The organism is Bradyrhizobium sp. 170 (assembly GCF_023101085.1).
Taxonomy (GTDB): domain Bacteria; phylum Pseudomonadota; class Alphaproteobacteria; order Rhizobiales; family Xanthobacteraceae; genus Bradyrhizobium.
Map to the genome: position 1 here is coordinate 5,353,311 of NZ_CP064703.1, position 25,530 is coordinate 5,378,840.

General features: G+C 62.4%; 25 protein-coding genes. 9 read left to right on the plus strand and 16 right to left on the minus strand.

What is annotated here, in order from left to right; genetic code table 11:
• Nucleotides 1–40: 40 nt before the first annotated feature.
• The 8 genes from IVB05_RS24965 to IVB05_RS25000 form a co-directional block, all read right to left on the minus strand.
• Nucleotides 41–868 (minus strand): flagellar motor protein MotB, encoded by an 828-nt coding sequence (locus IVB05_RS24965; protein ID WP_247778562.1) that lies wholly within the window; start codon nt 866–868, stop codon nt 41–43.
• Nucleotides 869–900: 32 nt separating this feature from the next.
• Nucleotides 901–1,674, minus strand: a complete 774-nt coding sequence (locus tag IVB05_RS24970) for a MotA/TolQ/ExbB proton channel family protein (protein WP_247778564.1) — start codon at nt 1,672–1,674, stop codon at nt 901–903.
• A 191-nt stretch (nt 1,675–1,865) separates the two neighbouring features.
• Complete coding sequence (locus tag IVB05_RS24975; protein WP_247778565.1) at nt 1,866–2,834, minus strand: tripartite tricarboxylate transporter substrate-binding protein; 969 nt, start codon at nt 2,832–2,834, stop codon at nt 1,866–1,868.
• Nucleotides 2,835–2,883: 49 nt separating this feature from the next.
• A complete protein-coding gene (locus IVB05_RS24980; protein WP_247778566.1) occupies nt 2,884–3,606 on the minus strand; it encodes a hypothetical protein in 723 nt (240 codons plus the stop codon).
• A 44-nt stretch (nt 3,607–3,650) separates the two neighbouring features.
• Complete coding sequence (locus IVB05_RS24985) at nt 3,651–4,370, minus strand: RraA family protein (protein WP_247778567.1); 720 nt, start codon at nt 4,368–4,370, stop codon at nt 3,651–3,653.
• A gap of 130 nt (nt 4,371–4,500) precedes the next feature.
• Nucleotides 4,501–5,385 (minus strand): phosphatidylcholine/phosphatidylserine synthase, encoded by an 885-nt coding sequence (locus tag IVB05_RS24990; RefSeq protein ID WP_247786905.1) that lies wholly within the window; start codon nt 5,383–5,385, stop codon nt 4,501–4,503.
• A 79-nt stretch (nt 5,386–5,464) separates the two neighbouring features.
• On the minus strand, nt 5,465–6,163 hold the full coding sequence (locus tag IVB05_RS24995) for a phosphatidylserine decarboxylase (protein WP_247778568.1): 699 nt from the start codon (nt 6,161–6,163) through the stop codon (nt 5,465–5,467).
• 56 nt (nt 6,164–6,219) lie between these two features.
• Nucleotides 6,220–8,208 (minus strand): ABC transporter ATP-binding protein/permease, encoded by a 1,989-nt coding sequence (locus IVB05_RS25000; protein WP_247778570.1) that lies wholly within the window; start codon nt 8,206–8,208, stop codon nt 6,220–6,222.
• A 212-nt stretch (nt 8,209–8,420) separates the two neighbouring features.
• Between IVB05_RS25000 and IVB05_RS25005 the strand changes: the two genes are divergently transcribed.
• Entirely contained in the window at nt 8,421–9,041 is a 621-nt protein-coding gene (locus IVB05_RS25005; protein WP_247778572.1) for a TIGR00730 family Rossman fold protein, read from the plus strand.
• An 11-nt stretch (nt 9,042–9,052) separates the two neighbouring features.
• Here IVB05_RS25005 and IVB05_RS25010 read toward each other — a convergent pair whose 3' ends face one another.
• From IVB05_RS25010 to cysS, 4 genes are all read right to left on the minus strand, one after another.
• Entirely contained in the window at nt 9,053–9,430 is a 378-nt protein-coding gene (locus tag IVB05_RS25010) for a VOC family protein (protein ID WP_247778573.1), read from the minus strand.
• 128 nt (nt 9,431–9,558) lie between these two features.
• On the minus strand, nt 9,559–11,157 hold the full coding sequence (cimA, locus tag IVB05_RS25015; RefSeq protein ID WP_247778574.1) for a citramalate synthase: 1,599 nt from the start codon (nt 11,155–11,157) through the stop codon (nt 9,559–9,561).
• On the minus strand, nt 11,154–11,666 hold the full coding sequence (locus IVB05_RS25020; RefSeq protein ID WP_247778575.1) for a GNAT family N-acetyltransferase: 513 nt from the start codon (nt 11,664–11,666) through the stop codon (nt 11,154–11,156). The genes cimA and IVB05_RS25020 overlap by 4 nt, the downstream gene beginning before the upstream one ends.
• 117 nt (nt 11,667–11,783) lie before the next feature.
• Entirely contained in the window at nt 11,784–13,199 is a 1,416-nt protein-coding gene (gene cysS, locus IVB05_RS25025) for a cysteine--tRNA ligase (protein ID WP_247778576.1), read from the minus strand.
• A gap of 301 nt (nt 13,200–13,500) precedes the next feature.
• On the opposite strand from cysS, the gene IVB05_RS25030 reads away from it, so the two are divergent.
• Together IVB05_RS25030 and IVB05_RS25035 are read left to right on the plus strand one after the other, a co-directional pair.
• Nucleotides 13,501–13,827 carry a hypothetical protein gene (locus IVB05_RS25030; RefSeq protein WP_247778577.1) on the plus strand — a complete coding sequence of 109 codons (327 nt, stop codon included), beginning with the start codon at nt 13,501–13,503 and terminating at the stop codon, nt 13,825–13,827.
• Nucleotides 13,828–14,078: 251 nt separating this feature from the next.
• On the plus strand, nt 14,079–15,239 hold the full coding sequence (locus tag IVB05_RS25035; protein WP_247786908.1) for a DUF2865 domain-containing protein: 1,161 nt from the start codon (nt 14,079–14,081) through the stop codon (nt 15,237–15,239).
• A 75-nt stretch (nt 15,240–15,314) separates the two neighbouring features.
• On the opposite strand, the gene IVB05_RS25040 is transcribed toward IVB05_RS25035, so the two are convergent.
• Complete coding sequence (locus IVB05_RS25040; protein ID WP_247778578.1) at nt 15,315–16,223, minus strand: DUF2189 domain-containing protein; 909 nt, start codon at nt 16,221–16,223, stop codon at nt 15,315–15,317.
• Nucleotides 16,224–16,768: 545 nt separating this feature from the next.
• Between IVB05_RS25040 and IVB05_RS25045 the strand changes: the two genes are divergently transcribed.
• From IVB05_RS25045 to IVB05_RS25070, 6 genes are all read left to right on the plus strand, one after another.
• Nucleotides 16,769–17,602 carry a cytochrome c oxidase subunit II gene (locus IVB05_RS25045; RefSeq protein ID WP_247778579.1) on the plus strand — a complete coding sequence of 278 codons (834 nt, stop codon included), beginning with the start codon at nt 16,769–16,771 and terminating at the stop codon, nt 17,600–17,602.
• Nucleotides 17,603–17,684: 82 nt separating this feature from the next.
• Entirely contained in the window at nt 17,685–19,460 is a 1,776-nt protein-coding gene (locus IVB05_RS25050; RefSeq protein WP_247778581.1) for a cbb3-type cytochrome c oxidase subunit I, read from the plus strand.
• On the plus strand, nt 19,457–20,161 hold the full coding sequence (locus IVB05_RS25055; protein ID WP_247778582.1) for a cytochrome c oxidase subunit 3: 705 nt from the start codon (nt 19,457–19,459) through the stop codon (nt 20,159–20,161). Before IVB05_RS25050 ends, IVB05_RS25055 begins: the two co-directional genes overlap by 4 nt.
• A gap of 10 nt (nt 20,162–20,171) precedes the next feature.
• Nucleotides 20,172–20,894, plus strand: a complete 723-nt coding sequence (locus IVB05_RS25060; protein ID WP_247778584.1) for a heme-copper oxidase subunit III family protein — start codon at nt 20,172–20,174, stop codon at nt 20,892–20,894.
• A gap of 9 nt (nt 20,895–20,903) precedes the next feature.
• The gene (locus tag IVB05_RS25065; RefSeq protein WP_247778585.1) at nt 20,904–21,305 is read left to right on the plus strand and encodes a cytochrome C oxidase subunit IV family protein; all 402 of its coding nucleotides are present in this window, start codon (nt 20,904–20,906) and stop codon (nt 21,303–21,305) included.
• Nucleotides 21,306–21,437: 132 nt separating this feature from the next.
• The gene (locus IVB05_RS25070; RefSeq protein ID WP_247778587.1) at nt 21,438–21,731 is read left to right on the plus strand and encodes a GYD domain-containing protein; all 294 of its coding nucleotides are present in this window, start codon (nt 21,438–21,440) and stop codon (nt 21,729–21,731) included.
• A gap of 101 nt (nt 21,732–21,832) precedes the next feature.
• On the opposite strand, the gene IVB05_RS25075 is transcribed toward IVB05_RS25070, so the two are convergent.
• The 3 genes from IVB05_RS25075 to IVB05_RS25085 all read right to left on the minus strand — a co-directional run bounded on the left by IVB05_RS25075 (nt 21,833) and on the right by IVB05_RS25085 (nt 25,512).
• Nucleotides 21,833–23,584, minus strand: a complete 1,752-nt coding sequence (locus IVB05_RS25075) for an NAD+ synthase (protein WP_247778588.1) — start codon at nt 23,582–23,584, stop codon at nt 21,833–21,835.
• Nucleotides 23,585–23,768: 184 nt separating this feature from the next.
• On the minus strand, nt 23,769–24,122 hold the full coding sequence (locus IVB05_RS25080) for a diacylglycerol kinase (RefSeq protein WP_247778589.1): 354 nt from the start codon (nt 24,120–24,122) through the stop codon (nt 23,769–23,771).
• 1 nt (nt 24,123) lies between these two features.
• Nucleotides 24,124–25,512, minus strand: a complete 1,389-nt coding sequence (locus IVB05_RS25085) for a 3-deoxy-7-phosphoheptulonate synthase class II (protein WP_247778591.1) — start codon at nt 25,510–25,512, stop codon at nt 24,124–24,126.
• Nucleotides 25,513–25,530 lie beyond the last annotated feature (18 nt).

Here is a 25,530-nt window from a genome sequence, read left to right on the forward strand (position 1 = left end):
GATCGAAATAGTGGGGTGGTATTATGGTAGTTCCGTCGTCTTACGGCTTCAGGTTTGGCGGAAGCGGCGGATTTTCGCGCATCAATGTGATGGTGACGCGACGGTTTGCCGGCAATGTCGGATCGTCGGGAAACAATGGCTGGCTGTCGGCCCTGCCGCCGACGGCGTAGATGTGGGATGACGGCAACCCCTCGCGTTCGAGGATCTGACGCACGACATTGGCGCGGTCCGCCGACAGATCGAACGCGCCATATTCGCCGCGCGCCGGCACGAAGCCGGCCGACGTGTGGCCGACAATTCTGACCCGCAGCGGTGTCGCCTTCAACGGCACGGCCAGTTTCTGGATCAGCCGGCGGGTGCGGTCATAGGGGACCTTGGAGCCGTCGGCGAACATCGAGCGGCCATCCTGGTCGACGATTTCGAGATTGAGACCCTCTTTGGTTTCCTCGAACATGATGTGCTTGGACATTTCGGTCAGTTCCGGCATGTCCTGCAGCGCCTGGCGCAGTGAGGCCGAGGCGAGCGCGAACTCGCGATCGACCTTCAGGCGGGCACCCCATTCGCGCTGACGGTCCTTGTCGTCTGGCGTCGGGGTATTGGAGGAATCCTCGGGCGAAATATGCTCGACATTCTTCAGTTTCGGCCGCGTCGGCAGGCCGTCGGCTTCGACGATTCCCGAATATCTAGACTCGGTCTGCACGCCGAAGGCTTCGCGCATCGAGCCGGCGACGATCTTGAGCTTGGCGGAATCCTGGGTGGAGAATGCCACCAGCATCACGAAGAATGACAGCAATAGCGCCATCAGGTCCGCAAACGTCACGAACCAGCCGTGACCGCCATGCGCCTCTTCGCGTTTTTTCTTTGCCATACTCTATGTCCGCGCCTGGATGCCGCCGCCGATCAGGCCGGAGCCAGTTCGCCTTCTTCGTCGCGATGCTTTTCGGGCAGATAGGCCAACAGCATTTCGCGCACCAGCGCCGGGCTCTTGGAATCGCGGATCATCAGGATGCCGTCGATGATCAGCGTGCGGTTGGTTTCCTCGTCGATCAGCTTGCCATGCAGCTTGTCGGCGATCGGCAGGCAGATCAGGTTGGCCACCAGCGCGCCGTACAGCGTCGCCAGCAGAGCCACGGCCATGAAGGGGCCGAGTTTCGACGGGTCCGACATGTTCGAGAACATCTGCACCATGCCGAGCAGCGTGCCGATCATGCCGAACGCCGGCGCGCAATCGCCGATCGCCCGATAGATCTTCGAACCCTCGTTCAGGTGCATCAGAAAGTTGTCCCGATCGCGCTCCATGTTGTCGCGGATGAATTCGAGATCGTAGCCGTCGGCGACGTAGCGGATGCCCTTGGCGAGAAAGGGCTCGTCGGTCTCGACTTTTTCCAGCCCGACCGGGCCCTGCTTGCGCGCGATTTCCGCGATGCGGGCCAGTTCGTCGACCAGATCGCGCGCCGAAAGACGGCTCATGGTGAAGGCGAATTTTGCACCCAGCGGCATGCCATGGAGGATCGCGCTGAGCGGAAAACGGATCAGTGTCGCCGCGGTCGAGCCGCCGAAGATGATGATGACGGCGTGGATGTCGTAGAACATCCGGAAGTCACCGCCCATCAGGATCAACGTCGAGAGGACGATGAAGCCGGCGACCAGGCCAACGAGCGTGGTGATATCCATTCTGAACTCCGACGCATACGCGAACCACCGGCCGTCCTGGACGGTCGCGCCGCTCCATTCGGAGCCACGCAAGAGGCACCCTACGACCGCGCCATTAAAGAGGCGTAAAGGTTAAACCTAAAGCGCGGTCGTAGAATTGCGGGCCTGCGACCGCACTATCTCAAGGATTCGCTAACCATAGCGGTTGGCGCTCACTGCGCCTGCACGCCGATCCCGGCGGCCTTGATGATCGGCCACCATTTTTCGATCTCGGCCTTCTGGAAGGCGGCCAATCCTTCCGGCGTTTGCTGCGCACGGGGCGCGACGTCGAGGCCCAGTTCGGTAAAGCGCTTCTGGATCGCCGGATCGGCCAGTGCCTCCACCGTCGCGGCGTTGAGTTTGGCGATGACATCCTTCGGCGTGCCCTTTGGCGCCCAGAAGCCGAACCAGCCGGACATATAGAGGCCGGGCACGCCGGTCTCGTCCGCGGTCGGAATATCCGGCATCGAGGCCGAGCGCGTGGCCGAGAGATTGGCGAGCGCCTTGATCTTGCCGGCGCGGATTTGCGGCAGCGCTACCGCGCCCTGCACGACCAGCAGATCCACCGTGCCGGAGATCAGGTCGGTCATCGCAGGACCTGCGCCGCGATAGGGAATGAACTGCACCTTCTGCCTGGTCAGGTTCTCGAACATCACGCCGGTGACGTTCGCCGCCGCGTTCTGGTTGACGAAATTGATCTTGCCCGGGTTTTCCTTCATCCAGGCGACCAGTTCGGCAAGCGTGTTCGCCGGCAGGTCTTTCTTGGCGACCATGAGCTGGGGATTGTTCGAAACAAGTGCGATCGGCTCGAAATCCTTCTCGAGGTCGTAATCGAGCTTGTAGATGATGCTGCCGACATGGGTGTCCCACTGGCCGATGTCGAAGGTGTAACCATCGGGCGCGGCGCGGGCGACGCGCCCGACACCAATGCTGCCGCCGGCGCCGCCGACATTTTCGATCACGACAGACTGCCCGAGCGGAGCACGCATCCGCTCGGCCATGATCCGGGCGGCGGCATCGGTCGATCCGCCCGGGGGGAACGGCACCACCAGCGTGATCGGGCGGGAAGGATAGGTCTGCGCCTGCGCAGCCGCGCCGAAAGCCAGAAGCATCAGTGAAAGCGTCGTCAGAAGCCTCTTCATGACTCTCCCCCTCTATGTCGAAGCGCTCGGCACCCGCATCCGTTGCGGGCTAATTCAAATCAATCTTGGGAATACTCGCTTGGCTCAGCCGCTCCATGGAAGGAACGTTATACAATTCGGAGACGGTTTTCTGGTTCTTCTGATACAGCACCAGGACTTTATCGTCGGCTATCTGCTGGACGGAGTAGAGCCGTTCAATGCCCTCAATCAATTTCCTGTAGTTGGCGCCGTCCACCGCGCTCGCCGCCAGCGAGACGGCATCCTTGTCAGTCAACCGACTGTCACCATTCGAATCTCGCTCAACAACGACATGAACAACTCCCACGCCTGTGCGAGGCTCATCAGGCGAGATCCTCAACTTGCTGTACAATACCTGGCTGTCGATCATCAGCTGGCCGGTGCGTTCAAACAGCCACCTGCTCTCGTTCGTGGAGATGTTCAAGAACAAGAAGTTGACGGCGTTTTGCTCACTGCGCTTTGAATAGTACAATGCGCTATAGGATTGTGCGCGGTAGAGAGGAACCCGGACATAGGGCGTGCCCGCGATGATGGTGGCGCTCCCGAGCGCAAATTCCTCCGATACGTTGTCCTTCTCGCCGACATTGACCACGTTGGTGACCCGACGCGATCGCGTTTCCTCCTTGAAAATTGTCGCGGCTGCGTAGAGGCCCAACAGAATACAAACAATCGCGGCTCCCGCGATTGCCAGCGCATTGAACCGCCAGACAAGTCTGAAGAAGCGACTTTCGCTTTGTGTCACAACCGTATCCATTTGGTGGGCCTGCGCGCGCCGGCACTCGCCTGGCAACTGCCCGCTTAGTGGATCTCGGACGAGCGCTTCAGCGCTTCTTTGAGTTTTTCGAGCGTGAAGTCCGGGCTGCGCGCGATGTCCAGGATCGGCGTTTCGCGCCGGCCGCAGAGTTCGGCGGCTTCCGGTATCTTCGCCGCGATGTCGACGGGGATCACGATGGCGCCGTGCTGGTCGGCGTGGATGAGGTCGTCGGAATGCACCGTCATGCCGGCGACGCGCACTTCGCCGCCCCAGTTTTCGGCATGGACCCAGGCATGCGACGGCCCGATCGAACCGGCCAGCGCCTGAAAGCCCGGCGCCCATTGCGGGATGTCGCGGATCGAGCCGTCGGTGATGACGCCGAGGCAGCCGAGCGCCTTGTGCACGTTGCTCTGCACCTCGCCCCAGAACGCGCCGTAGCCGACATCGGCGCCGTCGATATCCTGGATCACGGTGATGCGCGGGCCGAAGCCGGTGCCGACATATTCGTAATAGGCGATGCGGCGCTTCGCCTGCTCATCGGCTGGAAGGGTAGATTTGAGCACCGAGCGGATCGTCACGGTGCGGGCATAGCCGACCATGGGCGGCAAATCGGGAAACGGGCAGACCAGCGGCTTGGTGGTGTAGCCGATCAGGCGGCGTTCGGGCGCGACGATTTCCATCGCATTGCAGATCGTCGGCGTGTCATAGCGCGCCAGCGCCTCGAGGACGGAAGCAGGCAGCGGGGCGGTAACGGCTTTGTTCACGGCGTTCTCTCCTGATTTTTCGGCCCGGCTCTTTGAGGCCGTACGTCGCCAAGCCCCTATAGCCGAGATCGGGGTAGAACCCAACTCGGCGGCGGCTCATGGCAGATATATCGGAGAGTGGCGAGGATGCTCAGTTCAGCCGCGACGGCCGTTCTTCCTCGGTATCGCCAGGGGCGGGCGAAAACGTCGCCGCCGGAGCTGACGGCGCGGTGGCCTCTGTCGCCGCAGCCGGCTGCGCGGCAAGGACCGCCTTGCGCTCATGGTCGCGATAGGACTTCCACCCCCAGGGCAGGCTCAGGAGGTAGAGCACCGAGCCGATCGACAGGATGTGCCAGGGATAGCCGATCAGGAGTGCGACGAAGAACACCACTGAGACGAAAACCGGCAGCACCATTTCCGGCGGCACCCGCATCCGCACCGTCTTGCCGGAAAAGACCGGCAGGCGCGACACCATCAGGAACGCGATGAGAAGTATATAGCCCGCGGTCAGCATCGCCGGCGGTTTCGGGACGCCGAGAAACGCCAGATAGAACGGCAGCATCGCAAGGATGGCGCCGGCGGGCGCCGGCACGCCGGTGAAGTAATTCGCCGCAAAGGCAGGCTTGTTCGGATCGTCGATACTGGCGTTGAAACGCGCCAGCCGCAGGCCGCCCGCGATCGCAAACACCATCGCCGCGATCCAGCCGCCATTGTTGAGTTCTTGCAGTTGCCAGAAATACAGCATCAGGCCGGGCGCGACGCCGAAATTGACGAAATCGGCAAGGCTGTCGAGCTCCGCGCCGAATTTCGATTGCCCCTTGATCATGCGCGCGACACGGCCGTCGACCCCGTCGAGGACGGCTGCGAATACGATGGCGGCAACCGCGAGTTCCATCCGCCCTTCGATCGACAGGCGGATCGCCGTCAACCCGGCGCAGATCGCGAGCAAGGTGATGACATTGGGCACCAGCATCCGCACCGGGATCGGGCGAAACCGGCGGCGGCGCAGTTCAGGGTATTTGGGATCGGGGGTCAGCATGCCTGCCATTATATAGCAATCGCCGGTCCGGTTCACCATTGGCGGCAGCCTGGCCATTTAGGCGGCCGGGGGGCGGTTAATCGGCTCGAAACGTCCGCCCCTGCTCGCTCGACCCGAAATCGGCCAAAATCGTCTCGCCGGCAACCGCGGTCTGGCCCTCGGAAACCAGTGATTTCGAACCTTCGGGCAAATAAACGTCCAGACGCGAGCCAAAGCGGATCAGGCCGAACCGCTCGCCGGCGCCGATCGACTGGCCTTCCCGCACGAATGAGACAATCCGCCGCGCCACCAGGCCGGCGATCTGGACCACGCCGATCCGACCGTTGGTGGTCGAGATGACCAGCGAATTGCGCTCATTGTCTTCACTGGCCTTGTCGAGCTCGGCGTTGATGAAGATGCCGGGCCGGTAGGCGATACGGTCGATGCGGCCCGCCACCGGGCTGCGGTTCACGTGGCAGTTGAACACGCTCATGAAGATCGAAATGCGCGGCAGCGGCCGGTCGCCGAGACCGAGTTCGGCCGGCGGCAGCACCTGCGCGATCATGGAGACGCGGCCATCGGCCGGCGACACCACGATGCCGTCGCGCACCGGCGTGACGCGGACGGGATCGCGGAAGAACAGCGCGCACCAGACGGTCAAGGCTGTGCCGATCCAGCCCAGCGGCGTCCAGAGCCAGAACAGGACGAGGCTAACCGCCGCAAAGATGCCGATGAAGGGATAGCCCTCGGGATGGATCGGCGGGATCTGCGCGCGGATGGAATTCGCAATCGACATCGAGGCTCACTGTTATCTGGCCGACTTCCCGTTTCGGAAGTAGCGCCGTATTTGGATTATTCCGCGGCGGTTGCCAAGGGATCTTTGGGTTTGGGCGGGTCCCTGGGCGGCCCATTGAGCGGATCATCGACCGGCGGCGGGGCGCGGTTCGGCGCTTCATTGCCGTCGTCGATCTGGGCGAGCTTCTCCCGCGCCTCCTCGGCCTCGCGCTGCCTGTTCCACATACTGGCATAGAGCCCGCCGGACGCCAAAAGCCTGACATGGGTGCCGCGTTCGGCGATGCGCCCTTGATCCAGCACGATAATTTCATCGGCGCCGACGATGGTCGACAGCCGGTGTGCGATCACAAGCGACGTGCGGCCGCGCGAGACGCGCTCCAGCGATTCCTGGATTTCATGCTCGGTGTGGCTGTCGAGCGCGGACGTCGCCTCATCCAGCACCAGGATCGGCGGCGCCTTCAGCACCGTGCGCGCAATCGCCACGCGCTGCTTCTCGCCGCCGGACAATTTCAGGCCGCGTTCGCCGACCTGGGTTTCATACCCCTTCGGCGACATCCGGATGAAGCTGTCGATCTGCGCCAGTTGTGCCGCCTGCTCCACCTCGGCATCGCCGGCGTCCCAGCGGCCGTAGCGGATGTTGTAGCGGATGGTGTCGTTGAACAGCACGGTATCCTGCGGCACCATGCCGATCGAGGCGCGCAGGCTCGCCTGCGTGACGTTCCGGATGTCCTGGCCGTCGATCAGTATCTTGCCGCTGGAGACGTCATAGAGGCGAAACAGCAATCGCGAAATCGTCGACTTGCCGGCGCCGGAGGGACCGACGATCGCTACAGTCTTGCCGGCGGGCACTTCGAAACTGAGGCCTTTGAGGATCGGCCGCTCCGGATCGTAGGCAAAGCGCACGTCGTCGAAGCGCACATTGCCCGAGCTGACGACCAGAGGTGTCGCGCCCGGGATATCCTTGATCTCGGGATTCCGCTGCAACACGTTGAACATCTTCTCGATGTCGATGATCGCCTGCTTGATCTCGCGATAGACCATGCCCATGAAATTCAGCGGCTGGTAGAGCTGGATCATCATGGCGTTGACCATGACGAAATCGCCGACCGTATTGGTGCCGTTGCGGACGCCGAGCGCACACATCAGCATGGTCGCGGTGAGGCCGAAGGTGAAGATGATCGCCTGCCCGGTGTTGAGCACCGCCAGCGACGTATAGGTCTTCACGCTGTTGTGCTCGTAGCGCTCCATCGAGCGGTCGTAGCGTTCGGCTTCGCGCGTCTCGGCGCTGAAATATTTCACCGTCTCGTAATTGAGCAGCGAGTCGATCGCCTTGGTGTTCGCCTCGGTGTCGGAATCGTTCATCTTGCGGCGGATTTCGATCCGCCATTCCGTGGCGATATAGGTGTAGTACATGTAGATCACGACGGTGATCGCGGTGACCAGCACGTAGCGCCAATCGAACTGCCACAGCAGCACCGCCATCAAGAGCGACACCTCAACGATGGTCGGGATCAACTGCAGGATCACCATCCGCACGATCACCTCGATGCCGGTGCGGCCGCGCTCCAGCACGCGCGTCAGGCCGCCGGTCTTGCGCTCCAGGTGAAAGCGCAGCGACAATTCGTGCATGTGGACAAAGGTGATGTAGGCGAGCTTGCGCACCGCATGCATGGCGACGCGGGCGAAGATGCCGTCGCGCCACTGCGTCAGCACCGCCATCAGCACCCGCACCGCGCCGTAGCTCGCGGTCATCAGCAAGGGCGAGGCGATCAGCCACAGCATCCAGTTCGACGGCTCGACGGGCGCAGAGCCCATGCCGTTGAGCGCGTCGATCGCCCATTTGAAGGTGAACGGCACGATCAACGTTGCGAGCTTGGCAAGCAGCAACAGCACCATCGACCAGACCACGCGCATCTTCAGGTCAGCGCGGTCGCCGGGCCAGATATAGGGCCACAGATGCACCAGCGTCCCGGTCAGGGTCGCTTTTTCGGAAGAGTCGCTGGCCGGAGGTTGGGCGGCACGGTCAAGCGAATCAGGATCAGCCATCGCGCTCGCGCCCAACACAAGATGGCGCACCGGCCGCCGTCAGATGGTTTCTGGTGATCTGCATATGTCCGTCATATAGAGCGTTTAACTCTCCCGTACAGCCTTGAAAGATAAATCTTTCCCCCGTTTGGCTTGATTTCGGGCCTATTTCTGCTGCAGCAGCGAAGTCCACCAGACTTGAGCTTTACCGGGTGCAGTGCCACATGATCTCCATGGATCAAATCAAAACCGATCAAATCAAAACCGTCTGTGTTTATTGCGGCTCCGGCCCCGGCTCCAGCCCCCGCTTTGTCGAAGCTGCCCTCGCTTTGGGAAAGACTTTCGCCGAGAACAACATCCGGCTCGTCTATGGCGGCGGTTCGGTCGGCCTGATGGGCGCGGTCGCCAAATCCACGCTGGATCACGGCGGCCTGGTCACCGGGATCATTCCGGATTTTTTGCGATCCCGCGAAAATATGCTGACGCACGTCCAGGAAATGATCGTCACGCCTGACATGCACGAGCGCAAGCGGCTGATGTTCGAACATTCCGATGCGTTCGTCGCCCTGCCCGGCGGCGTCGGCACGCTGGAAGAACTGGTCGAGCAGATGACCTGGCAGCAACTCGGCCGCCACTCCAAGCCGGTTCTGCTCGCCAACATCGACGGCTTCTGGGAGCCGCTGATCGCGCTTTTGGCGCACATGCGCGAAACCGAGTTCATCCGCCCGTCACTGGACATCGACATCCTCAAGGCTGAACGGGTCGAGGACATCGTGCCGCGCCTGCGCGCCGCCGCAGCGCGTGCGCCCGAAGGCAGCAAGGAAATGGCGCCGGAACTGGCGCGGAAGCTTTAAGCCTCCTCGCTTCACTCACTCGGAAACGTCACGGCCTCGATGCGGTTGCCGTCGGGATCGATCACGAACGCCGCATAATACTTTACGCGATCATGCGGGCGCAGGCCCGGTGCGCCGTCGGCGCGGCCGCCGGACTTCAGCGCCGCCGCGTGGAACGCATCGACATCACCGGTCGTTTTGGCACGAAGGCAGATGTGCGTGCCGCTCTCGGGTGGCACCGGCGTCATGCCGGCGCGCAGGTTGATCCAGAACTCGGGGTAGGTTTTTCCGAAGCCGATCGTTGCGGGACGGGTGACGAGGCGCGATAGGCCGAGCGGCGCGAGGGTTGCTTCATAGAACCGTGCGGAGCGTTCAAGATCGCTGACGCCGACGGAGATGTGATCAATCATCGAATGGCCCCTGCTCTCTCCACGCGGTCACTTGTAGCCCGGATGAAGCGCAGCGAAATCCGGGGTCACTCAAGCCACATGCGAGAATCCCGGATTGCGCTGCGCTCCATCCGGGCTACGATCTCACCTCACGCCGGTGCGCCTGATTTCACCAGCTTGTAGACCACCGAATCCATCAACGCCTGGAACGAGGCGTCGATGATATTGGGGGAGACGCCGATCGTGATCCAGCTCTCGCCGTTTTCGTCCTCGCTTTCGATCAAGACCCGCGTCACCGCTTCCGTGCCGCCATTGAGGATACGCACGCGGTAATCGATCAGCTTCAGGCCCTCGATGTATTTCTGGTACTTGCCGAGGTCCTTGCGCAGCGCGACGTCGAGCGCGTTGACCGGGCCGTTGCCCTCCGCCGCCGAGATCAGCCGCTCGCCGGCGACATCGACCTTGACCACGGCGAGCGCCACCGTGACGCGCTGGCCGTTGGCGTTGTTGCGCTGTTCGACATTGACGTCGAACTGCTCGACCTTGAAATATTCCGGCACGCGGCCGAGCGTGCGCCGCGCCAGCAGGTCGAACGACGCGTTGGCGGATTCATAGGCGTAGCCCGCCGCTTCGCGCTCCTTCAACTCCTCGACCAGACGCGCCAGCTTCGGATCACTTTTCTCGTAAGGAATGCCGGCGCGGTCGAGTTCGGCCATCACGTTGGACCGGCCGGCCTGATCGGACACCAGCACCTTGCGATGGTTGCCGACCGATTCAGGCAAAATGTGTTCGTAGCTGTGCGGGTCCTTCATCATCGCCGAGGCGTGAATACCTGCTTTGGTGACGAAGGCGCTTTCGCCGACGTACGGCGCATGGCGGTTCGGCGCGCGGTTGAGCATGTCGTCGAGCGTCCGCGACACCTTCATCAGCGTCGTCATCTTCTCGTCCGTGACGCCGATCTCGAAGGCGTCGGAGAACTCGTTCTTCAGGCGCAGCGTCGGGATCAGCGAACAGAGATTGGCGTTGCCGCAGCGCTCGCCGAGCCCGTTCAGCGTGCCCTGAATCTGCCGCGCGCCTGCACGCACCGCGGCCAGCGAATTGGCCACCGCCTGCTCGGTATCGTTATGGGCGTGGATGCCGACATGGCTGCCCGGGATATGTTTTGTCACATGGCCTACGATGGTCTCGATCTCGTGCGGCATGGTGCCGCCATTGGTGTCGCACAGCACCACCCAGCGCGCCCCGGAATCATAGGCCGCGTTGGCGCAGGCGAGCGCGAAATCAGCGTTCTCCTTGTAGCCGTCGAAGAAGTGCTCGCAATCGACCATCACCTCGCGGCCGGCGGCCTTCGCAGCAACGACGCTGTCGCGGATCGAGGCGAGGTTTTCCTCGTTGGTGGTCTCCAGCGCGACCCGCACCTGATAGGCGCTGGATTTGGCGACAAAGCAGATCGCGTCGGCCTTGGCCTCGATCAGCGCCGCGAGCCCCGGATCGTTCGAGGCCGAACGGCCCGGACGGCGCGTCATGCCGAACGCCGTGAATTTGGCGCTCTCGAACTTTGGCTTGTCCGAAAAGAATTCGGTGTCGGTCGGGTTGGCGCCGGGATAGCCGCCCTCGACATAGTCGATGCCGAGTTCATCCAGCATCTGCGCGATGATCTGCTTGTCGTGCAGTGTGAAATCGACGCCGTTGGTCTGCGCGCCGTCGCGCAGCGTGGTGTCGAACAGATAGAGGCGTTCGCGGCTCATGTCGGAACTCCCGGCGCTGATCTATCGGCCAGCGTCTTCTGCATCGTGGTGTTGGCGAGCCATTCACCATTGAGGGTGACGGTGTTGCGCTGTTTGGCGGTATAGCCGCGCTTCTTGAAGAACGGCTCCGCCGTATCGCTGGCATCGACCGTCAGGGATTTCGCACCGCGCGCGCCCGCCAGCTTCTCCAGCGCGTCGACCAGCATCGACGCAATCCCCTGCCCGGCGACACTCGGATGGACGAAGAGCATGTCGATGTGATCGGCGCCCTTCAGCGAGACGAACCCGACCGGCGCGTTCTGGATAGTCGCGATCAGCGTCAATTGTCCCGCGAGCTTCTTGCCGAATTCTTCTTCGTCCTCGGCAGCCGCCACCCAGGCTTCCTGCTGTGCCTCGCTGTAATCGTCGCCGGTCAACTCCTCGATGCTGGCAACGAAGATCGCCGCCAGCATCGGAACATCCGCCGGCAGAAACGGCCGCAAGCCAGGTTTGGGCAATGCCTGTCCCATCGCGTCAAAACACTCCGAACAATCGCAAGGCCAGCACGACCGCGGCAACGATCAGCGCCCATTTGATGAAGATGTAGTAACGCCAGTGCTTCGGGAAAGGCGTATCGGGCTTGTCCATCACGCGACCTCCCATGTGGTTACAGGTTTTCCATCGGCATCCCTGCCGTCCTTGATGGCGACGCCCATCGCGGCCAGTTCGTCCCGGATGCGATCGGACTCCTTGAAGTCCTTTCGCACGCGCGCCGCCGCGCGCTCCGCGATCAGGCGATCGACCTGTTGCGGATCGATGCCGCTCGCCTGCTGCTTGCGCCCCCTCCAGGCCGCTGCGCTCATCGAGAGGAAGCCGAGCAGCCGGAGCGAGGCCGCGAACTCACCGCGCTCGCGTTTCCCACCGGACACCGCCGCATTGCGCAGGCCGTGCAGGACAGCCATGGCCTGCGCCGTGTTGAGGTCGTCATAGAGCGCTTCGACCATGGCCGGCGACGGCTGACCGTCCTCGGCGTCGGCTGCGACCGCGTACCAATCGTCGAGCGTCTTGGCGCTCTCTTCCGCACCCTTCAGGGTCCAGTCGAGCGGCGAGCGATAATGCGTCTTGAGCATGCCCAGACGCAGCACCTCGCCCGGCCAATCGGCCAGCAGATCCCTGATCGTGAAGAAGTTGCCGAGCGACTTCGACATCTTCTCGCTTTCGAGCTGCAGGAAGCCGTTGTGCATCCAGACATTCGCCATGCGGTCGGAATGAAAGGCGCAGCAGGTCTGCGCAAGTTCGTTCTCATGGTGCGGGAACACCAGGTCGATGCCGCCGCCATGAATGTCGAATTTTTCGCCGAGATGCTTCCAGGCCATCGCCGAGCACTCGATGTGCCAGCCGGGACGGCCTTCCGCCCTGATCCCCGATGGCGACGGCCATGACGGCTCGCCCGGCTTCGACGGCTTCCACAGCACGAAGTCGGTATTGTCGCGCTTGTAGGGGGCAACGTCGACGCGGGCGCCCGCGATCATTTCGTCGAGCGAGCGTTTCGAGAGCGCGCCATAGCGCGGCATCACGGAATTGGCTTCGTTCATTGCCTGCGGCGAGAACAGCACGTGGTCTTCGGCGACATAGGCAAAGCCGCCGGCCACGAGCTTCTCGATGAGCGCCCGCATTTCCGGGATATGTTCGGTCGCGCGCGGCTGCACCGTAGGCGCCAGGCAGCCGAGCGCGGTGACGTCGTCCTGATACTGTCGATAGGTCTCTTCGGTGACCTTGCGGATCGCCTCGTTCAAGGGCACGCCGGGATAGTCGCGTGCGGCGCGCACGTTGATCTTGTCGTCGACGTCGGTGATGTTGCGGACGTACTTCACGTGATCGGCGCCATAGCGATGACGCAGCACGCGGAACAGCACGTCGAACACGATCGCCGCGCGACCGTTGCCGATATGGGCGAAGTCGTAGACCGTCGGTCCGCAAGCATACATGCCGACGCTGTCGGCATTGAGCGGCACAAACGGCCGCTTCTCCTTCGTCAACGTATCGTAGAGACGTAATTCCATGGCATACCCATCCGTTGCGGCCGGGCGTCCAGTGATCTCGGTTGGGAGAAAAGACGGCCTCAGCCAGCGAATCGCTAGCTAATAATCTCGCGGCAAATGCTGCAGATGGCGAGGAGACCGTTCATGGTTCCACCATTGCGGTATCGGGCGGACGGCGTCAAGCCTTGCTCGTGCCCGATTTGGGGCCGATCAGGCGCCGAACCCCGCCGTTCGCTGCTGCCACTCGGGCTCATGGTTAATCATTATTAACCTTTTGGGCCTATTTGTGCGGGGCGATCCCTTTCCCCTGCTGGTGTCATCCATGCGACTTTCCTCCGCACTCGTTGCCAGTGCCTTCGTGGCCAGTGCCTTCCTGCTTGCCGCCTCTTCGGTCGCTTCCGCCGATAGCCGCGTCTTCATCGTGGCCAACCAGGCAGACGGCTACGGCGTCGACGAGTGCCTCGCCAGGGGCGACAAATGCGGCGCCCATGCCGCCCGCTCCTACTGTCAGTCACGGGAATTTGCGCAGGCCACCGCCTATCGCCGCGTCGATCCCGACGAAGTCACCGGCGCGGTTCCGAAAGACGGCGGCGATAGATGTTCTGGCCACGGTTGCGGCGAATACGTCGCCATCACCTGCCAGCGCTAGCGCCTTTTCGGTTCCGGTTGAATCAGAACCGGGATTCACCCACGGATCTGGTCCGGAGCAAGCTCTCGCCCGAAAGCGCCATGGAGGCGATTATCGCGGAATATCAAGGGCTGGCTGCCACATCCGCGCCCCGGAAACGACGTGACGCTGCCCTGAGAAGGGGGTATTGGATGCGGCCTTGGCCGCAGAATGCTGCCTTGGCCGCGCCATCAGGCTTTCGAGCCGCGCGGATCAGCTCTCAATGGCCGGATATGCTGGAAATTCGCAACGCGCCCCTCTCCTTTCGGATTTTGACCTGCGCCATCCTGCTCGGCCTCGCCGCCCCGGGCGCACCCGCTTTGGCGCAGTCGAACGATGACGCCATGGCGCAGATGAACCAGGACGCCCCGCCTCCGCCGCAGCAGGGCGCGCAGGCCAATCCGATCTGCATGCGGCTCGAAGGACAATTGGCGACCATCGACCGTGGCGCCGGCACCGGCGACCCCGCCAAGGATGAACAGATCCGTCGCTATCAGGAAGCCCAGGCCAAGCAACAGGCCGAACTCGATCGGGTTACGCTGCAGGCCAAGCGGATGGGCTGCGAAAGCTCGGGCTTCTTCTCGCTGTTCAACGGCCGGTCCGCCCAGTGCGGTCCGGTCAACAACCAGATTCAGCAGATGCGCGCCAATCTCGACCAGATCACCACCAGCCTGGAGCGGCTGCGCAGCGGCGGCATCGGCGGCGCCGACCGCGAAAACCAGCGCCGCTCGGTGCTGACGGCGCTCGCGCAGAACAATTGCGGCCCGCAATATGCCGCTGCCGCGCGCGGACCCGGCAACTTCATCGACAGTCTGTTCGGCAACAACAACCAGACGCTCCCGCCGCCCAGTGCCGATCTCGGCGCGCCGTCCGGCACCTTCCGCACCGTCTGCGTCCGCACCTGCGACGGCGGTTATTTCCCGGTCTCGTTCGCCACCTACCAGCAGCGATTTCAGGATGACGAGAGAACCTGCAAGGCGCTTTGCCCGGCGACGGAAGCAACGCTGTTCACCTACCGCAACCCCGGCGAGGACATCAACCAGGCGGTCTCGATCAACGGCCAAGCTTATACGTCGCTGCCCAACGCATTCAAATTCCGCACCGAGTTCAACGCGTCCTGCGCCTGCAAGGCCGCAGGCCAGACCTGGTCGGAAGCGCTGAAGTCGGTCGATGACAGGGCCGGCGTTGAGCAGGGCGACATCATCGTCACCGAGGAGAGCGCCAAGCGGATGCAGCAGCGCGCGCAGCCGAAGGGCGCGCCCGCTCCCAAGAAAGGCACGGCGCCCGCGCCCTCCACCGCCGCGGCACCGCCGCCGGCCGATACGACCGCGACCGCCGGCGACAAGGACAAGATCCGCACCGTCGGCCCGACCTTCGTCCCGCCGAAGCAATAGACGCCCTGCCCCTCGAACGCTTCCGCCAGCGCGGGCGGAAGCGCGGTCCTGGGCTCAAATCTAGCAGGCTTACGGCTAGCGTTCCCGGCTCCACGGGAAGAGATTGGCCGGGAAGTCCGCCGCGTAGCGGTGTCCCTTCCGCTGGCGGGGCTCTTCCTGTGGCGGATTGGGATCCGGCTCCACCACTTTCCGGTACAGATGCCAGGTGGCATGACCGAGCACCGGCAGAACGACGGCGAGACCGACGAAGACCGGTATCGAACCGATCACCAGCAGCGCCGCGACGATCACCCCCCACCCGGCCATCGGAACCGGATTCTTCATCACGGCCCACAGCGACGTCCGGATGGCGTCGATCGCAGTGGCATGCCGGTCAAGCATCAACGGAAACGAAACGACGCTGACGCACAGCGCCACGACCGCGAACAGAAAACCAACGCCGCAACCGACGATGATGAGCAACCATCCTTCCGGTGTCGTCAGCACGCGCGTTGCAAAATCGGGGATGCTCGCAGCCGGTGCGTGGCCGAAGATTGTAACGTAGATAGCGTTCGCTACGCCGATCCAGGCTCCGAACAGAACGAGCAGGAGCACGCCGAGCTCGACCATGGCGCCGACAGCCGGAGCGCGCAGCACGTGAAGCGCATCCGACACGCTGACCTCCTCTCCGCGCTCGCGGCGGCGGCTGAGCTCGTAGAGACCAATCGCTGCAAAGGGTCCAAGCAAGGCAAACCCGGCCGCCAGCGGAAACAGCAACGGCAGCACCGAATAGCCAAGGACCATCCTGAACAGAGCAATACCGAGAACGGGATAAATCACGCACACGACCACCGCGTGACTTGGCATTGCCTTGAAGTCCTCCCAGCCGAGGCGCAACGCCTCGCCAAGGTCTGATAGTTCGATCTTGCGAATGGGATATGTGGCGGCGTCGCCGAAAACGTGACGTCCAACCTTTGCGATGCTGTCAGAATACGTGGTGGCCATGGACACAAACCTCCCGTGCTCGCAGTAGCGGCGGTCAAACGACGCCGCAACCCGCGTGTCTCCGCATTGATATGCGAGAGTCGCGGTCGAGCCGAGTACGGCAAACCCAGGTGCACCGAAAGGAGCTTAGCCGGACGAAACTTGTCGCGACCTGCCCAACAAGCTTAGCGCGATTGGCTTCAAATAGCACTCGCGAAATAGCACTCGCAGTTGGGCGAATTGTGCACGCTGCCGGTCATTAGGTGCAATGCGTCATCGTCGAACGATTGTGCTGGCTCGCAGCTTGCTGCATCTGCGCAGCGTGTCGACGCTCAAGTGATCTATTGACGTCAGCGCCGACGCGTACCATCCTCATTTCTGACGCCCCAGATTCCGATGAAAGCGGTCGTAACGTGTGCTCGGTGCCACGTTTGGATGTCGCGACCGGTCAAATGGGCGAGGCAAGACACACTGCGATGGCGCATGTGAAGTCGGCCATCGAGACAGGTGTGTGCTCCGCCCTCTGATTCGACTCCGTTGCCTTTACTGGCAAGAAGGAGCGAGGGATGGTTGTCGCCGTCATACTGCTTCTGGTCGCCGTCGGCTCGGTGCTGTTTCACATCTACAGCCCGTGGTGGTGGACGCCGATCGCCACCAACTGGCGCTACATTGACGACACGATCAGCATAACCTTCTGGATCACCGGGGCGGTTTTCTTCGCGGTCATCGCGTTCATGGCCTATTGCGTCTTCCGCTTCCATCACAAGGAAGGAAGGCAGGCGGCCTACAATCCCGAAAACAAAAAGCTCGAATGGTGGCTCACCATCGGGACCGCGATCGGCGTTGGAGCCATGTTGGCGCCCGGCCTGGTGGTCTGGCACCAGTTCGTCACGGTTCCGGCCGACGCCACCGAGATCGAAGTCATGGGCCAGCAATGGAACTGGAGCTTCCGCCTCCCCGGCAAGGACGGCCGGATGGGCACAACCGACGTTCGCCACGTCAGCTCCGACAACCCTATGGGCTTGAACCCCGACGATCAGCACGGGCAGGACGACGTTGTCATCGCAAGCGACGACTTGCACCTCCCCGTCGGCAAGCCGGTCAAGGTTTTGCTTCGCTCCCTCGATGTCCTGCACGATTTCTATGTGCCCGAGTTCCGCGCCAAGATGGATATGGTCCCGGGCATGGTCACCTATTTCTGGATGACCCCGATCCGAACCGGAACGTTTGATGTTCTCTGCGCCGAGTTATGCGGTGCTGCGCACGCGCAGATGCGCGCCAAGGTTTTCGTCGACGAAGAGAGCGACTACCGGGCCTGGCTGGAGAAGCAGAAGACGTTTGCGGAATTGTCAGGCCGAAGCGCCGTTAAGAGGGCGACGTACGAATCCGGCGGCAAATAAGAAATGCTGCTGCGAAGATAGATTGGGCGCGCAAGACCCTCTCATCGCGCCGTGATGGAAGAAACGACCGGGAGGTAATTTGATGGTCGATGTCCCGTATGACAGAATCGCAGACGTTCCGCCTGCCGAAGTGCCGGAGGTTGAGCTCTATCATCCCAAAAGCTGGTGGACGCACTACGTCTTTTCGCAGGACGCCAAAATCATCGCCATCCAGTACTCGCTGACGGCGACGGCAATCGGGCTGGTGGCTTTGGTGCTGTCGTGGCTGATGCGGCTGCAATTGGGATTTCCCGGCACATTCTCCTTCATTGATGCGAACCAATACCTTCAGTTCATCACCATGCACGGCATGATCATGGTGATCTACCTGCTCACGGCATTGTTCCTTGGAGGCTTCGGCAACTACCTGATCCCGCTGATGGTCGGCGCACGGGACATGGTTTTCCCCTATGTGAACATGCTGAGCTACTGGGTTTACCTGCTTGCGGTCCTGGTGCTGGCCTCGGCGTTTTTCGTGCCCGGCGGGCCGACCGGTGCAGGCTGGACGCTGTACCCGCCGCAGGCGATTCTCTCCGGCACCCCCGGACAGGATTGGGGCATCGTTCTCATGCTGGCGTCGCTGATCCTGTTCATCATCGGCTTCACCATGGGCGGGCTGAACTACGTGGTGACCGTGCTGCAGGCGCGCACGCGCGGCATGACGTTGATGCGTTTGCCCCTGACAGTGTGGGGCATCTTCACGGCCACCGTGATGGCGCTGCTGGCTTTCCCGGCGCTGTTCGTCGCCTCTGTCATGATGCTGTTCGACCGCTTGCTGGGAACCAGCTTCTTCATGCCTGCACTCGTCGAGATGGGCCAGCAGATGAAGTATGGCGGCGGCAGCCCGATCCTGTTCCAGCACCTGTTCTGGTTCTTCGGCCATCCCGAAGTCTACATCGTCGCCCTGCCCGCCTTCGGCATCGTTTCGGATCTGATCAGCACGCATGCGCGAAAGAACATCTTCGGCTATCGCATGATGGTCTGGGCTATCGTTGGAATCGGCGCGCTCAGTTTCGTCGTATGGGCGCACCACATGTATGTGAGCGGCATGCACCCGCATTTCGGGTTCTTCTTCGCCACGACGACGCTCATCATCGCGATCCCGACCGCCATCAAGGTCTACAACTGGGTACTGACCCTGTGGCGCGGCGACATCCACCTCACGGTCCCGATGCTGTTCGCCCTCGGCTTCATCATAACATTCGTGAACGGCGGGCTCACCGGCCTCTTCCTCGGCAACGTCGTCGTGGATGTCCCGCTATCGGATACCATGTTCGTCGTCGCGCATTTCCATATGGTGATGGGCGTGGCGCCGATCATGGTCGTGCTGGGCGCAATCTATCATTGGTACCCCAAGGTCACCGGGCGGATGCTGGATGACTGGATGGGCAAGTTTCATTTCTGGGTCACGTTCCTCGGCGCCTATCTGATCTTCTTCCCCATGCATTATCTCGGGCTGCAGGGAGTCCCGCGCCGGTATCACGACATTGGCGAAGCGGCGTTCATCACGCCGAACGTCCATACGCTCAATGCCTTCATCACCGTGGTGGCTTTGATCGTGGGCTTCGCCCAGATGGTGTTCCTGTTCAATCTTGTCTGGAGCCTGTTCAAGGGTAAGGCTTCAGGCGGCAATCCATGGCGGGCGACAACACTGGAGTGGCAGACGCCGGAGACCCCGCCCGGGCACGGCAACTGGGGCAAGGAGCTCCCGGTGGTCTATCGATGGGCGTATGACTACAGCGTGCCCGGTGCTGCGCAGGACTTCATTCCGCAGAACCAGCCACGAGCGACGCCGGCCCTTCAGGGAGCCGCGCCGTGAGCGCCATCATCCTGTTCATGGCTGTAATAGCGGTCATCGTCGGATGGTGGCTCTCGCAGCAACGGCTGATGGCCAAGCCCTGGCTGGAAGAAGGTTCGATCGATGACTTCCCGGGCACGGGAGCAATGACCTTGCCGGCAGCGAAGATCGGACTGGGAGTGTTTCTCGCTGTCGCCGGCTCGTTGTTCGCACTCTTCACCAGCGCTTACTCCATGCGGATGAACATGGTGGACTGGCGCGCGATGCCCGTGCCTGGGCTGCTGTGGTTCAATACCGGCGTCCTGGTCTTGAGCAGCATTGCGCTGCAACGGGCGTACGTGGCCGCGCGCCGAGACAACATGAACGGTGTCATCGTCGGCCTATGCGCAGGCGGAGCATCCGCCGTTACATTCCTGGTTGGGCAATTGCTGGCGTGGCAACAGCTGAGGGCCGCGGGCTATTTCGTCGCGTCCAATCCAGCCAATTCCTTCTTCTACATGATCACCGCGGCCCACGGGCTGCACCTGATGGGCGGCCTGGTGGCCCTGGGCAGAACGACTGCCAAGGTATGGCGTGGCGCCGAGATGCCCCAGGTGCGCCTGAGCGTGGAGCTCTGCACGATCTACTGGCACTTCCTGCTGCTGGTCTGGCTGGTCTTGCTTGGTCTGTTGACGGGCTGGACGGACGATTTCGTCGACATCTGTCGGCGGTTGCTCACCTAGGAGAGACCAGATGGCAGAGACTGCGCTGACAAACCCTGGAGAATCGCCTGCGCGGGCTGCCGGCTGGCAAGGCATTGCCGCCGACTGGTCCTCGGATCAGCGCGCCTTCAAGAATGTCTCCTGGGGGAAGGCCATGATGTGGATCTTCCTCCTGAGCGACACCTTTATCTTCAGCTGTTTTCTGCTGTCCTACATGACGGCGCGAATGTCCACGACCGTGCCGTGGCCGAATCCGAGCGAGGTGTTCGCTCTCACCATCGGCGGGCATCATATTCCCCTCATCCTGATCGCCATCATGACCTTCGTCCTGATCAGCAGCAGCGGGACGATGGCGATGGCCGTCAATTTCGGTTACCGCCGTGATCGCGCCAAGACCGCGGCCTTGATGCTGGCCACGGCGGTACTTGGCGCAACGTTCGTCGGAATGCAGGCCTTCGAATGGACCAAGCTGATCATGGAGGGCGTACGTCCCTGGGAAAACCCCTGGGGCGCGGCGCAGTTCGGCTCCAGCTTCTTCATGATCACGGGCTTCCACGGCACCCACGTGACGATCGGCGTGATTTTCCTGATTGCCATCGCGCGAAAGGTCTGGCGGGGAGACTTTGACGTCGAGAGGCGCGGCTTTTTCACGAGCAGGAAGGGGAATTACGAGATCGTCGAAATCACCGGCCTTTACTGGCACTTCGTCGATCTCGTGTGGGTGTTCATCTTTGCCTTCTTTTATCTGTGGTGAGGTCAGCGCATGACAAACGTGGCGATACATCTAGAAGCACAACAACCTTCGCTGCAAACCCATGTGCATGACGCAATCGCAACTGGAGCTGCGCACGTAAAGGGGCAGCAGCATCCGATCAAGCTCTATCTCGTGGTCTGGGGATGGTTGTTCGTCCTCAGCACCTGTTCCTATCTCGTCGACTACTTTGGCCTCCACGGCTATCTCAGATGGTCGCTGATCCTGCTGTTCATGGTGCTGAAGGCCGGCCTGATCGTCGCCGTCTTCATGCACATGGCCTGGGAGCGGCTGGCCCTGAGCTATGCCATCCTGCTGCCGCCGGTGCTGGTGCTGGTATTCGTGGCCATCATGGTGTTCGAATCCGAGTACACGCACCTCATCCGGGTCCTGTTCTTCGCATCGCCGACTTAGCCCTTTCCGTTTCGATGGAATCGAAACGGGGCTCTGGATTCCAGGTTGACGCGTTTTCTTGACGCGAACCGGTTTCCACTTCGCTTGAAGACGCCCCAGGTAACTGCCACCTCGCATCGGAAGGAGGAGGTCATGACCACCTACGTCATGCTTGCAAATTGGACCGACCAAGGCATCCTGAAGGTAAAGGACTCGCCTCGTCGTCTGGATACGGCAAAGAAAGCGCTCAAGGATATGGGCGGCGAGTTCAAACTCTTTTTCCTCACCATGGGCGACTATGACATCGTCGCGATCTACGAAGCTCCCGATGATGCCGTGGCGGCGCGTTTTAATCTGCAGCTGGGCATGCTGGGAAACATCCGGACACGCACGCTGAAAGCGTTTCCTGAAGCCACCTATCGGGAAGTCATCAACTCGCTGGGTTAGAGCTTTCTTGTTTTGACGCGTTTTCTTCACGCGAACCGGTATCCACTTCGCTCGAAAACGCTATTGAGCAGAGCGCGATGACTTAGCATGCGCTATGGAGATTACCCGTCGAAGACGTCCGCCGAGGCGCGGCCGGCGCGGGCGACCAATTTCTCGTCGGGCGCGGGCAGCGCCTTGCCATTGTCGCGGAAGCGGTTGGTGATGGGATAGCGGCGGTCGCGGCCGAAGTTCTTTTCCGTGACCTTGACGCCAGGTGCTGCCTGCCGGCGCTTGTATTCGGCGACGTTGAGCAGCCGGTCTATCCGCGTCACCACGTCAGCCGGGAAACCGGCCGCAATGATCGAGGCGAGAGGCTCCTCGCGCTCGACCAACCGTTCCAGAATGCCGTCGAGCACCTCGTAGGGCGGCAGCGAATCCTGGTCGGTCTGGTTCTCGCGCAGCTCCGCCGTCGGCGGCCGGGTGATGATGTTGACCGGAATGACCTCGCCCGAAGGCCCGAGCGCGCCATCCGGCTTCCATTCGTTGCGCAAGCTCGACAGGCGAAACACTTCGGTCTTGTAGATGTCCTTGATCGGATTGAAGCCGCCATTCATGTCGCCATAGAGCGTGGCGTAGCCGACCGACATTTCCGACTTGTTGCCGGTCGTCACCACCATCGCGCCGGTCTTGTTCGAAATCGCCATCAAGAGCGTACCGCGGGCGCGCGCCTGCAAGTTCTCCTCGGTGATGTCGCGCGGCAGGCCGGCGAACGGACCCGACAGGATTTTCTCGAAGCCATTCACGGCATCGGCAATCGGCAGCACCTCGTAGCTGAAACCGAGCGCTTTCGCGAGCTTTGCGGCATCGTCGAGCGAGACTTGCGCGGTGAAACGGAACGGCAGCATCACGCCACGGACCTGATCGGCGCCGAGCGCGTCGACCGCGATCGCCGCGCACAGCGCGGAATCGATGCCGCCGGAGACGCCGAGCAATATGCCGGGAAAGCCGTTCTTGCGGACGTAATCGCGCAGGCCGAGCACGCACGCCGCGTAATCGGCCTTGTCGCCCTCGACCACCGGTACGACCGGGCCGGAACAGCGCCAGCCGTCGGCGCTCTTGGTCCAGCGCAGCGTGACGATGCTCTCCTCGAACGCCGGCAGTTGCGCCGCGACCGAAAGATCGGCGTTGAGCGCGAACGACGCGCCGTCGAACACCAGTTCGTCCTGCCCGCCGATCTGGTTGAGATAGACCAGCGGCAGCCCGCTCTCGGTGACGCGGGCGACCGCAATCGACAGGCGCAAATCGTTCTTGTCGCGGGCGTAGGGCGAGCCATTCGGCACCACCAGAATTTCCGCGCCGGTCTCGGCGAGGCATTCGACGACGTTTTCGTATTCCTCTGATTCTTCGAGCCAGATGTCCTCGCAGATGGGAACGCCGACCCGGATGCCCTTGACGGTCACCGGACCCGCTGCAGGACCGCGCGCGAACAGGCGCTTCTCGTCGAACACGCCGTAATTCGGCAAGTTCGCCTTGAAGCGCAGGGCTGCAATGCGGCCCTGGTCGAGCAGCGCACAGGCATTATAGAGCTTGCCGTCTTCGACCCATGGCGTGCCGATCAGCACCGCGGGCCCCCCGCCCGCGGTCTCGCGCGCCAGCTCCTCGACGGCGGCGCGGCAGGCGGCCTGGAACGCGGGCTTCAGCACCAGGTCTTCCGGCGGGTAGCCGGTGATGAACAATTCGGGCAGCACCAGGAGATCGGCGCCGTCGGCCTTGGCCTTGTCGCGCGCGGCGCTCGCCTTGGCGGCGTTTCCCGTGACATCGCCGACCGTCGGGTTCAACTGCGCCAGCGTGATCTTGAAGGTTGGTTCGGTCATGGGAGCGATGGTGCCTTGCACAAGAGCAAACTGCAAATGCCCGCTTCAAAGCGTCTTCGAGCGAAGCGGGTACCGGTTCGCATAGCAGTCAAGTTTACGCAGATTGCGTAGACTTATCTGCGCAGAAAACGCGTCAAAACAAAAACTTAGATATGCGTTTCCGGTCCTGATCAGAACCGCATATCTAAATGGCGCCTATGCGTTCGGCGAGGGCGAACAGCCAGAATGCGCCGGCCATCAGCAGCGCCACGCCGACCGCCGCCGATCCCATGTCCTTGACCTGGCCGATCTTCGGATCGTGATCGGTAGTCAGGCGATCGGCGAGCTTCTCGATCGCGGTGTTGAGCAGCTCGACCACCAGGACAAAGGCGACGGCCGCGACAAGTTCCACGCAGCGCATGGCGGTCGTGCCGACCAGCCAGGCCAGCGGCACCGACAGCGCCAGCGCGAAAATTTCCTCGCGGACAGCCTGCTCCGAGCGGATCGCAAAAGCGAGGCCGTTACGGGTGTTGATCGTGGCCCGCCAAAGTCGCAGCAAGTCAAAGTCCCGCTGCGGCCGGCATCGGCTTTTCCTTGCCCGCCCGCTCCTGCTTGAGCAGTTCGGCGATCAGGAAAGCCATGTCGATCGATTGTTCGGCGTTGAGACGGGGATCGCACACCGTGTGATAGCGGTCGTTGAGGTCCTCGTCGGTGATGGCGCGGGCGCCGCCGATGCATTCGGTGACGTCCTGTCCGGTCATCTCCAGATGCACACCGCCGGCATGCGTCCCTTCCGCGGCGTGGATGGCGAAGAACGACTTCACCTCCGACAGCACGCGGTCGAACGGACGGGTCTTGTAGCCCGAGGTCGAGGTGATGGTGTTGCCGTGCATGGGATCGCAGGACCAGACCACGACGCGCCCTTCCCGCTGCACGGCGCGGATCAGCGGCGCGAGATGGTCGCCGACCTTGTCGGAGCCGAACCGGTTGATCAGCGTCAGCCGCCCGGGCTCGTTGTCGGGATTGAGGATGTCGATCAGCTTCAACAGCTCGTCCGGCTTCAGCGACGGACCGCATTTCAGGCCGATCGGGTTCTTGATGCCGCGGAAATACTCGACATGGCCGTGGTCAAGCTGGCGGGTGCGATCGCCGATCCAGATCATGTGGCCCGAGGTCGCGTACCAGTCGCCGGTGGTGGAATCGACCCGCGTGAAGGCCTGCTCGTAACCGAGCAGCAGCGCTTCGTGGCTGGTGTAGAAATCGGTGGCGCGCAGTTCGGGATGGCTTTCGAGATCCAGCCCACAGGCGCGCATGAAATTCAGCGCATCTGAGATACGGTCCGCCAGTTCCTTGTAGCGGCGCGACTGCGGCGAATCCTTGAGGAAGCCGAGCATCCACTGGTGCACGCTGCCGAGATTGGCAAAGCCGCCGGTCGCGAAGGCGCGAAGCAGGTTCAGCGTCGCCGCCGATTGGCGGTACGCCATCAACTGGCGCTGCGGATCGGGAATGCGCGACTCCGCAGTGAAGGCAATGTCGTTGATGATGTCGCCGCGATAGCTCGGCAGCTCGACACCATTGATCTTTTCCGTGTTCGACGAACGCGGTTTGGCGAACTGCCCGGCGATGCGGCCGACCTTCACGACCGGCAGCGCGCCGGCGTAGGTCAGGACGACGGCCATCTGCAGCAGCACGCGGAAGAAGTCGCGGATGTTGTTGGCGCCATGCTCGGCAAAGCTCTCGGCGCAATCGCCGCCCTGCAGCAGGAAGGCTTCGCCCGCGGCGACGCGGGCCAACGCCTTTTTCAGATTGCGGGCCTCGCCGGCGAACACCAGCGGCGGAAACGTGGCGAGCTGCGCCTCGACGTCGGCCAATGCCTTGGCATCGGGATAATCGGGGACCTGCAGCACCGGCCTGGTGCGCCAGCTATCGGGCGTCCACCGCTCGGACATGACGTTAACTCCTGAGCA

Bases quoted from the DNA above. Each gene is read 5' to 3' on its own strand.
- IVB05_RS24965 (WP_247778562.1), bottom strand. From the start codon at position 868: ATGGCAAAGAAAAAACGCGAAGAGGCGCATGGCGGTCACGGCTGGTTC.
- IVB05_RS24970 (WP_247778564.1), bottom strand. From the start codon at position 1,674: ATGGATATCACCACGCTCGTTGGCCTGGTCGCCGGCTTCATCGTCCTC.
- IVB05_RS24975 (WP_247778565.1), bottom strand. From the start codon at position 2,834: ATGAAGAGGCTTCTGACGACGCTTTCACTGATGCTTCTGGCTTTCGGC.
- IVB05_RS24980 (WP_247778566.1), bottom strand. From the start codon at position 3,606: ATGGATACGGTTGTGACACAAAGCGAAAGTCGCTTCTTCAGACTTGTC.
- IVB05_RS24995 (WP_247778568.1), bottom strand. From the start codon at position 6,163: ATGTCGATTGCGAATTCCATCCGCGCGCAGATCCCGCCGATCCATCCC.
- IVB05_RS25000 (WP_247778570.1), bottom strand. From the start codon at position 8,208: ATGGCTGATCCTGATTCGCTTGACCGTGCCGCCCAACCTCCGGCCAGC.
- IVB05_RS25005 (WP_247778572.1), top strand. From the start codon at position 8,421: ATGGATCAAATCAAAACCGATCAAATCAAAACCGTCTGTGTTTATTGC.
- IVB05_RS25010 (WP_247778573.1), bottom strand. From the start codon at position 9,430: ATGATTGATCACATCTCCGTCGGCGTCAGCGATCTTGAACGCTCCGCA.
- cimA (WP_247778574.1), bottom strand. From the start codon at position 11,157: ATGAGCCGCGAACGCCTCTATCTGTTCGACACCACGCTGCGCGACGGC.
- IVB05_RS25020 (WP_247778575.1), bottom strand. From the start codon at position 11,666: ATGGGACAGGCATTGCCCAAACCTGGCTTGCGGCCGTTTCTGCCGGCG.
- cysS (WP_247778576.1), bottom strand. From the start codon at position 13,199: ATGGAATTACGTCTCTACGATACGTTGACGAAGGAGAAGCGGCCGTTT.
- IVB05_RS25030 (WP_247778577.1), top strand. From the start codon at position 13,501: ATGCGACTTTCCTCCGCACTCGTTGCCAGTGCCTTCGTGGCCAGTGCC.
- IVB05_RS25035 (WP_247786908.1), top strand. From the start codon at position 14,079: ATGCTGGAAATTCGCAACGCGCCCCTCTCCTTTCGGATTTTGACCTGC.
- IVB05_RS25040 (WP_247778578.1), bottom strand. From the start codon at position 16,223: ATGGCCACCACGTATTCTGACAGCATCGCAAAGGTTGGACGTCACGTT.
- IVB05_RS25045 (WP_247778579.1), top strand. From the start codon at position 16,769: ATGGTTGTCGCCGTCATACTGCTTCTGGTCGCCGTCGGCTCGGTGCTG.
- IVB05_RS25050 (WP_247778581.1), top strand. From the start codon at position 17,685: ATGGTCGATGTCCCGTATGACAGAATCGCAGACGTTCCGCCTGCCGAA.
- IVB05_RS25060 (WP_247778584.1), top strand. From the start codon at position 20,172: ATGGCAGAGACTGCGCTGACAAACCCTGGAGAATCGCCTGCGCGGGCT.
- IVB05_RS25065 (WP_247778585.1), top strand. From the start codon at position 20,904: ATGACAAACGTGGCGATACATCTAGAAGCACAACAACCTTCGCTGCAA.
- IVB05_RS25070 (WP_247778587.1), top strand. From the start codon at position 21,438: ATGACCACCTACGTCATGCTTGCAAATTGGACCGACCAAGGCATCCTG.
- IVB05_RS25075 (WP_247778588.1), bottom strand. From the start codon at position 23,584: ATGACCGAACCAACCTTCAAGATCACGCTGGCGCAGTTGAACCCGACG.
- IVB05_RS25085 (WP_247778591.1), bottom strand. From the start codon at position 25,512: ATGTCCGAGCGGTGGACGCCCGATAGCTGGCGCACCAGGCCGGTGCTG.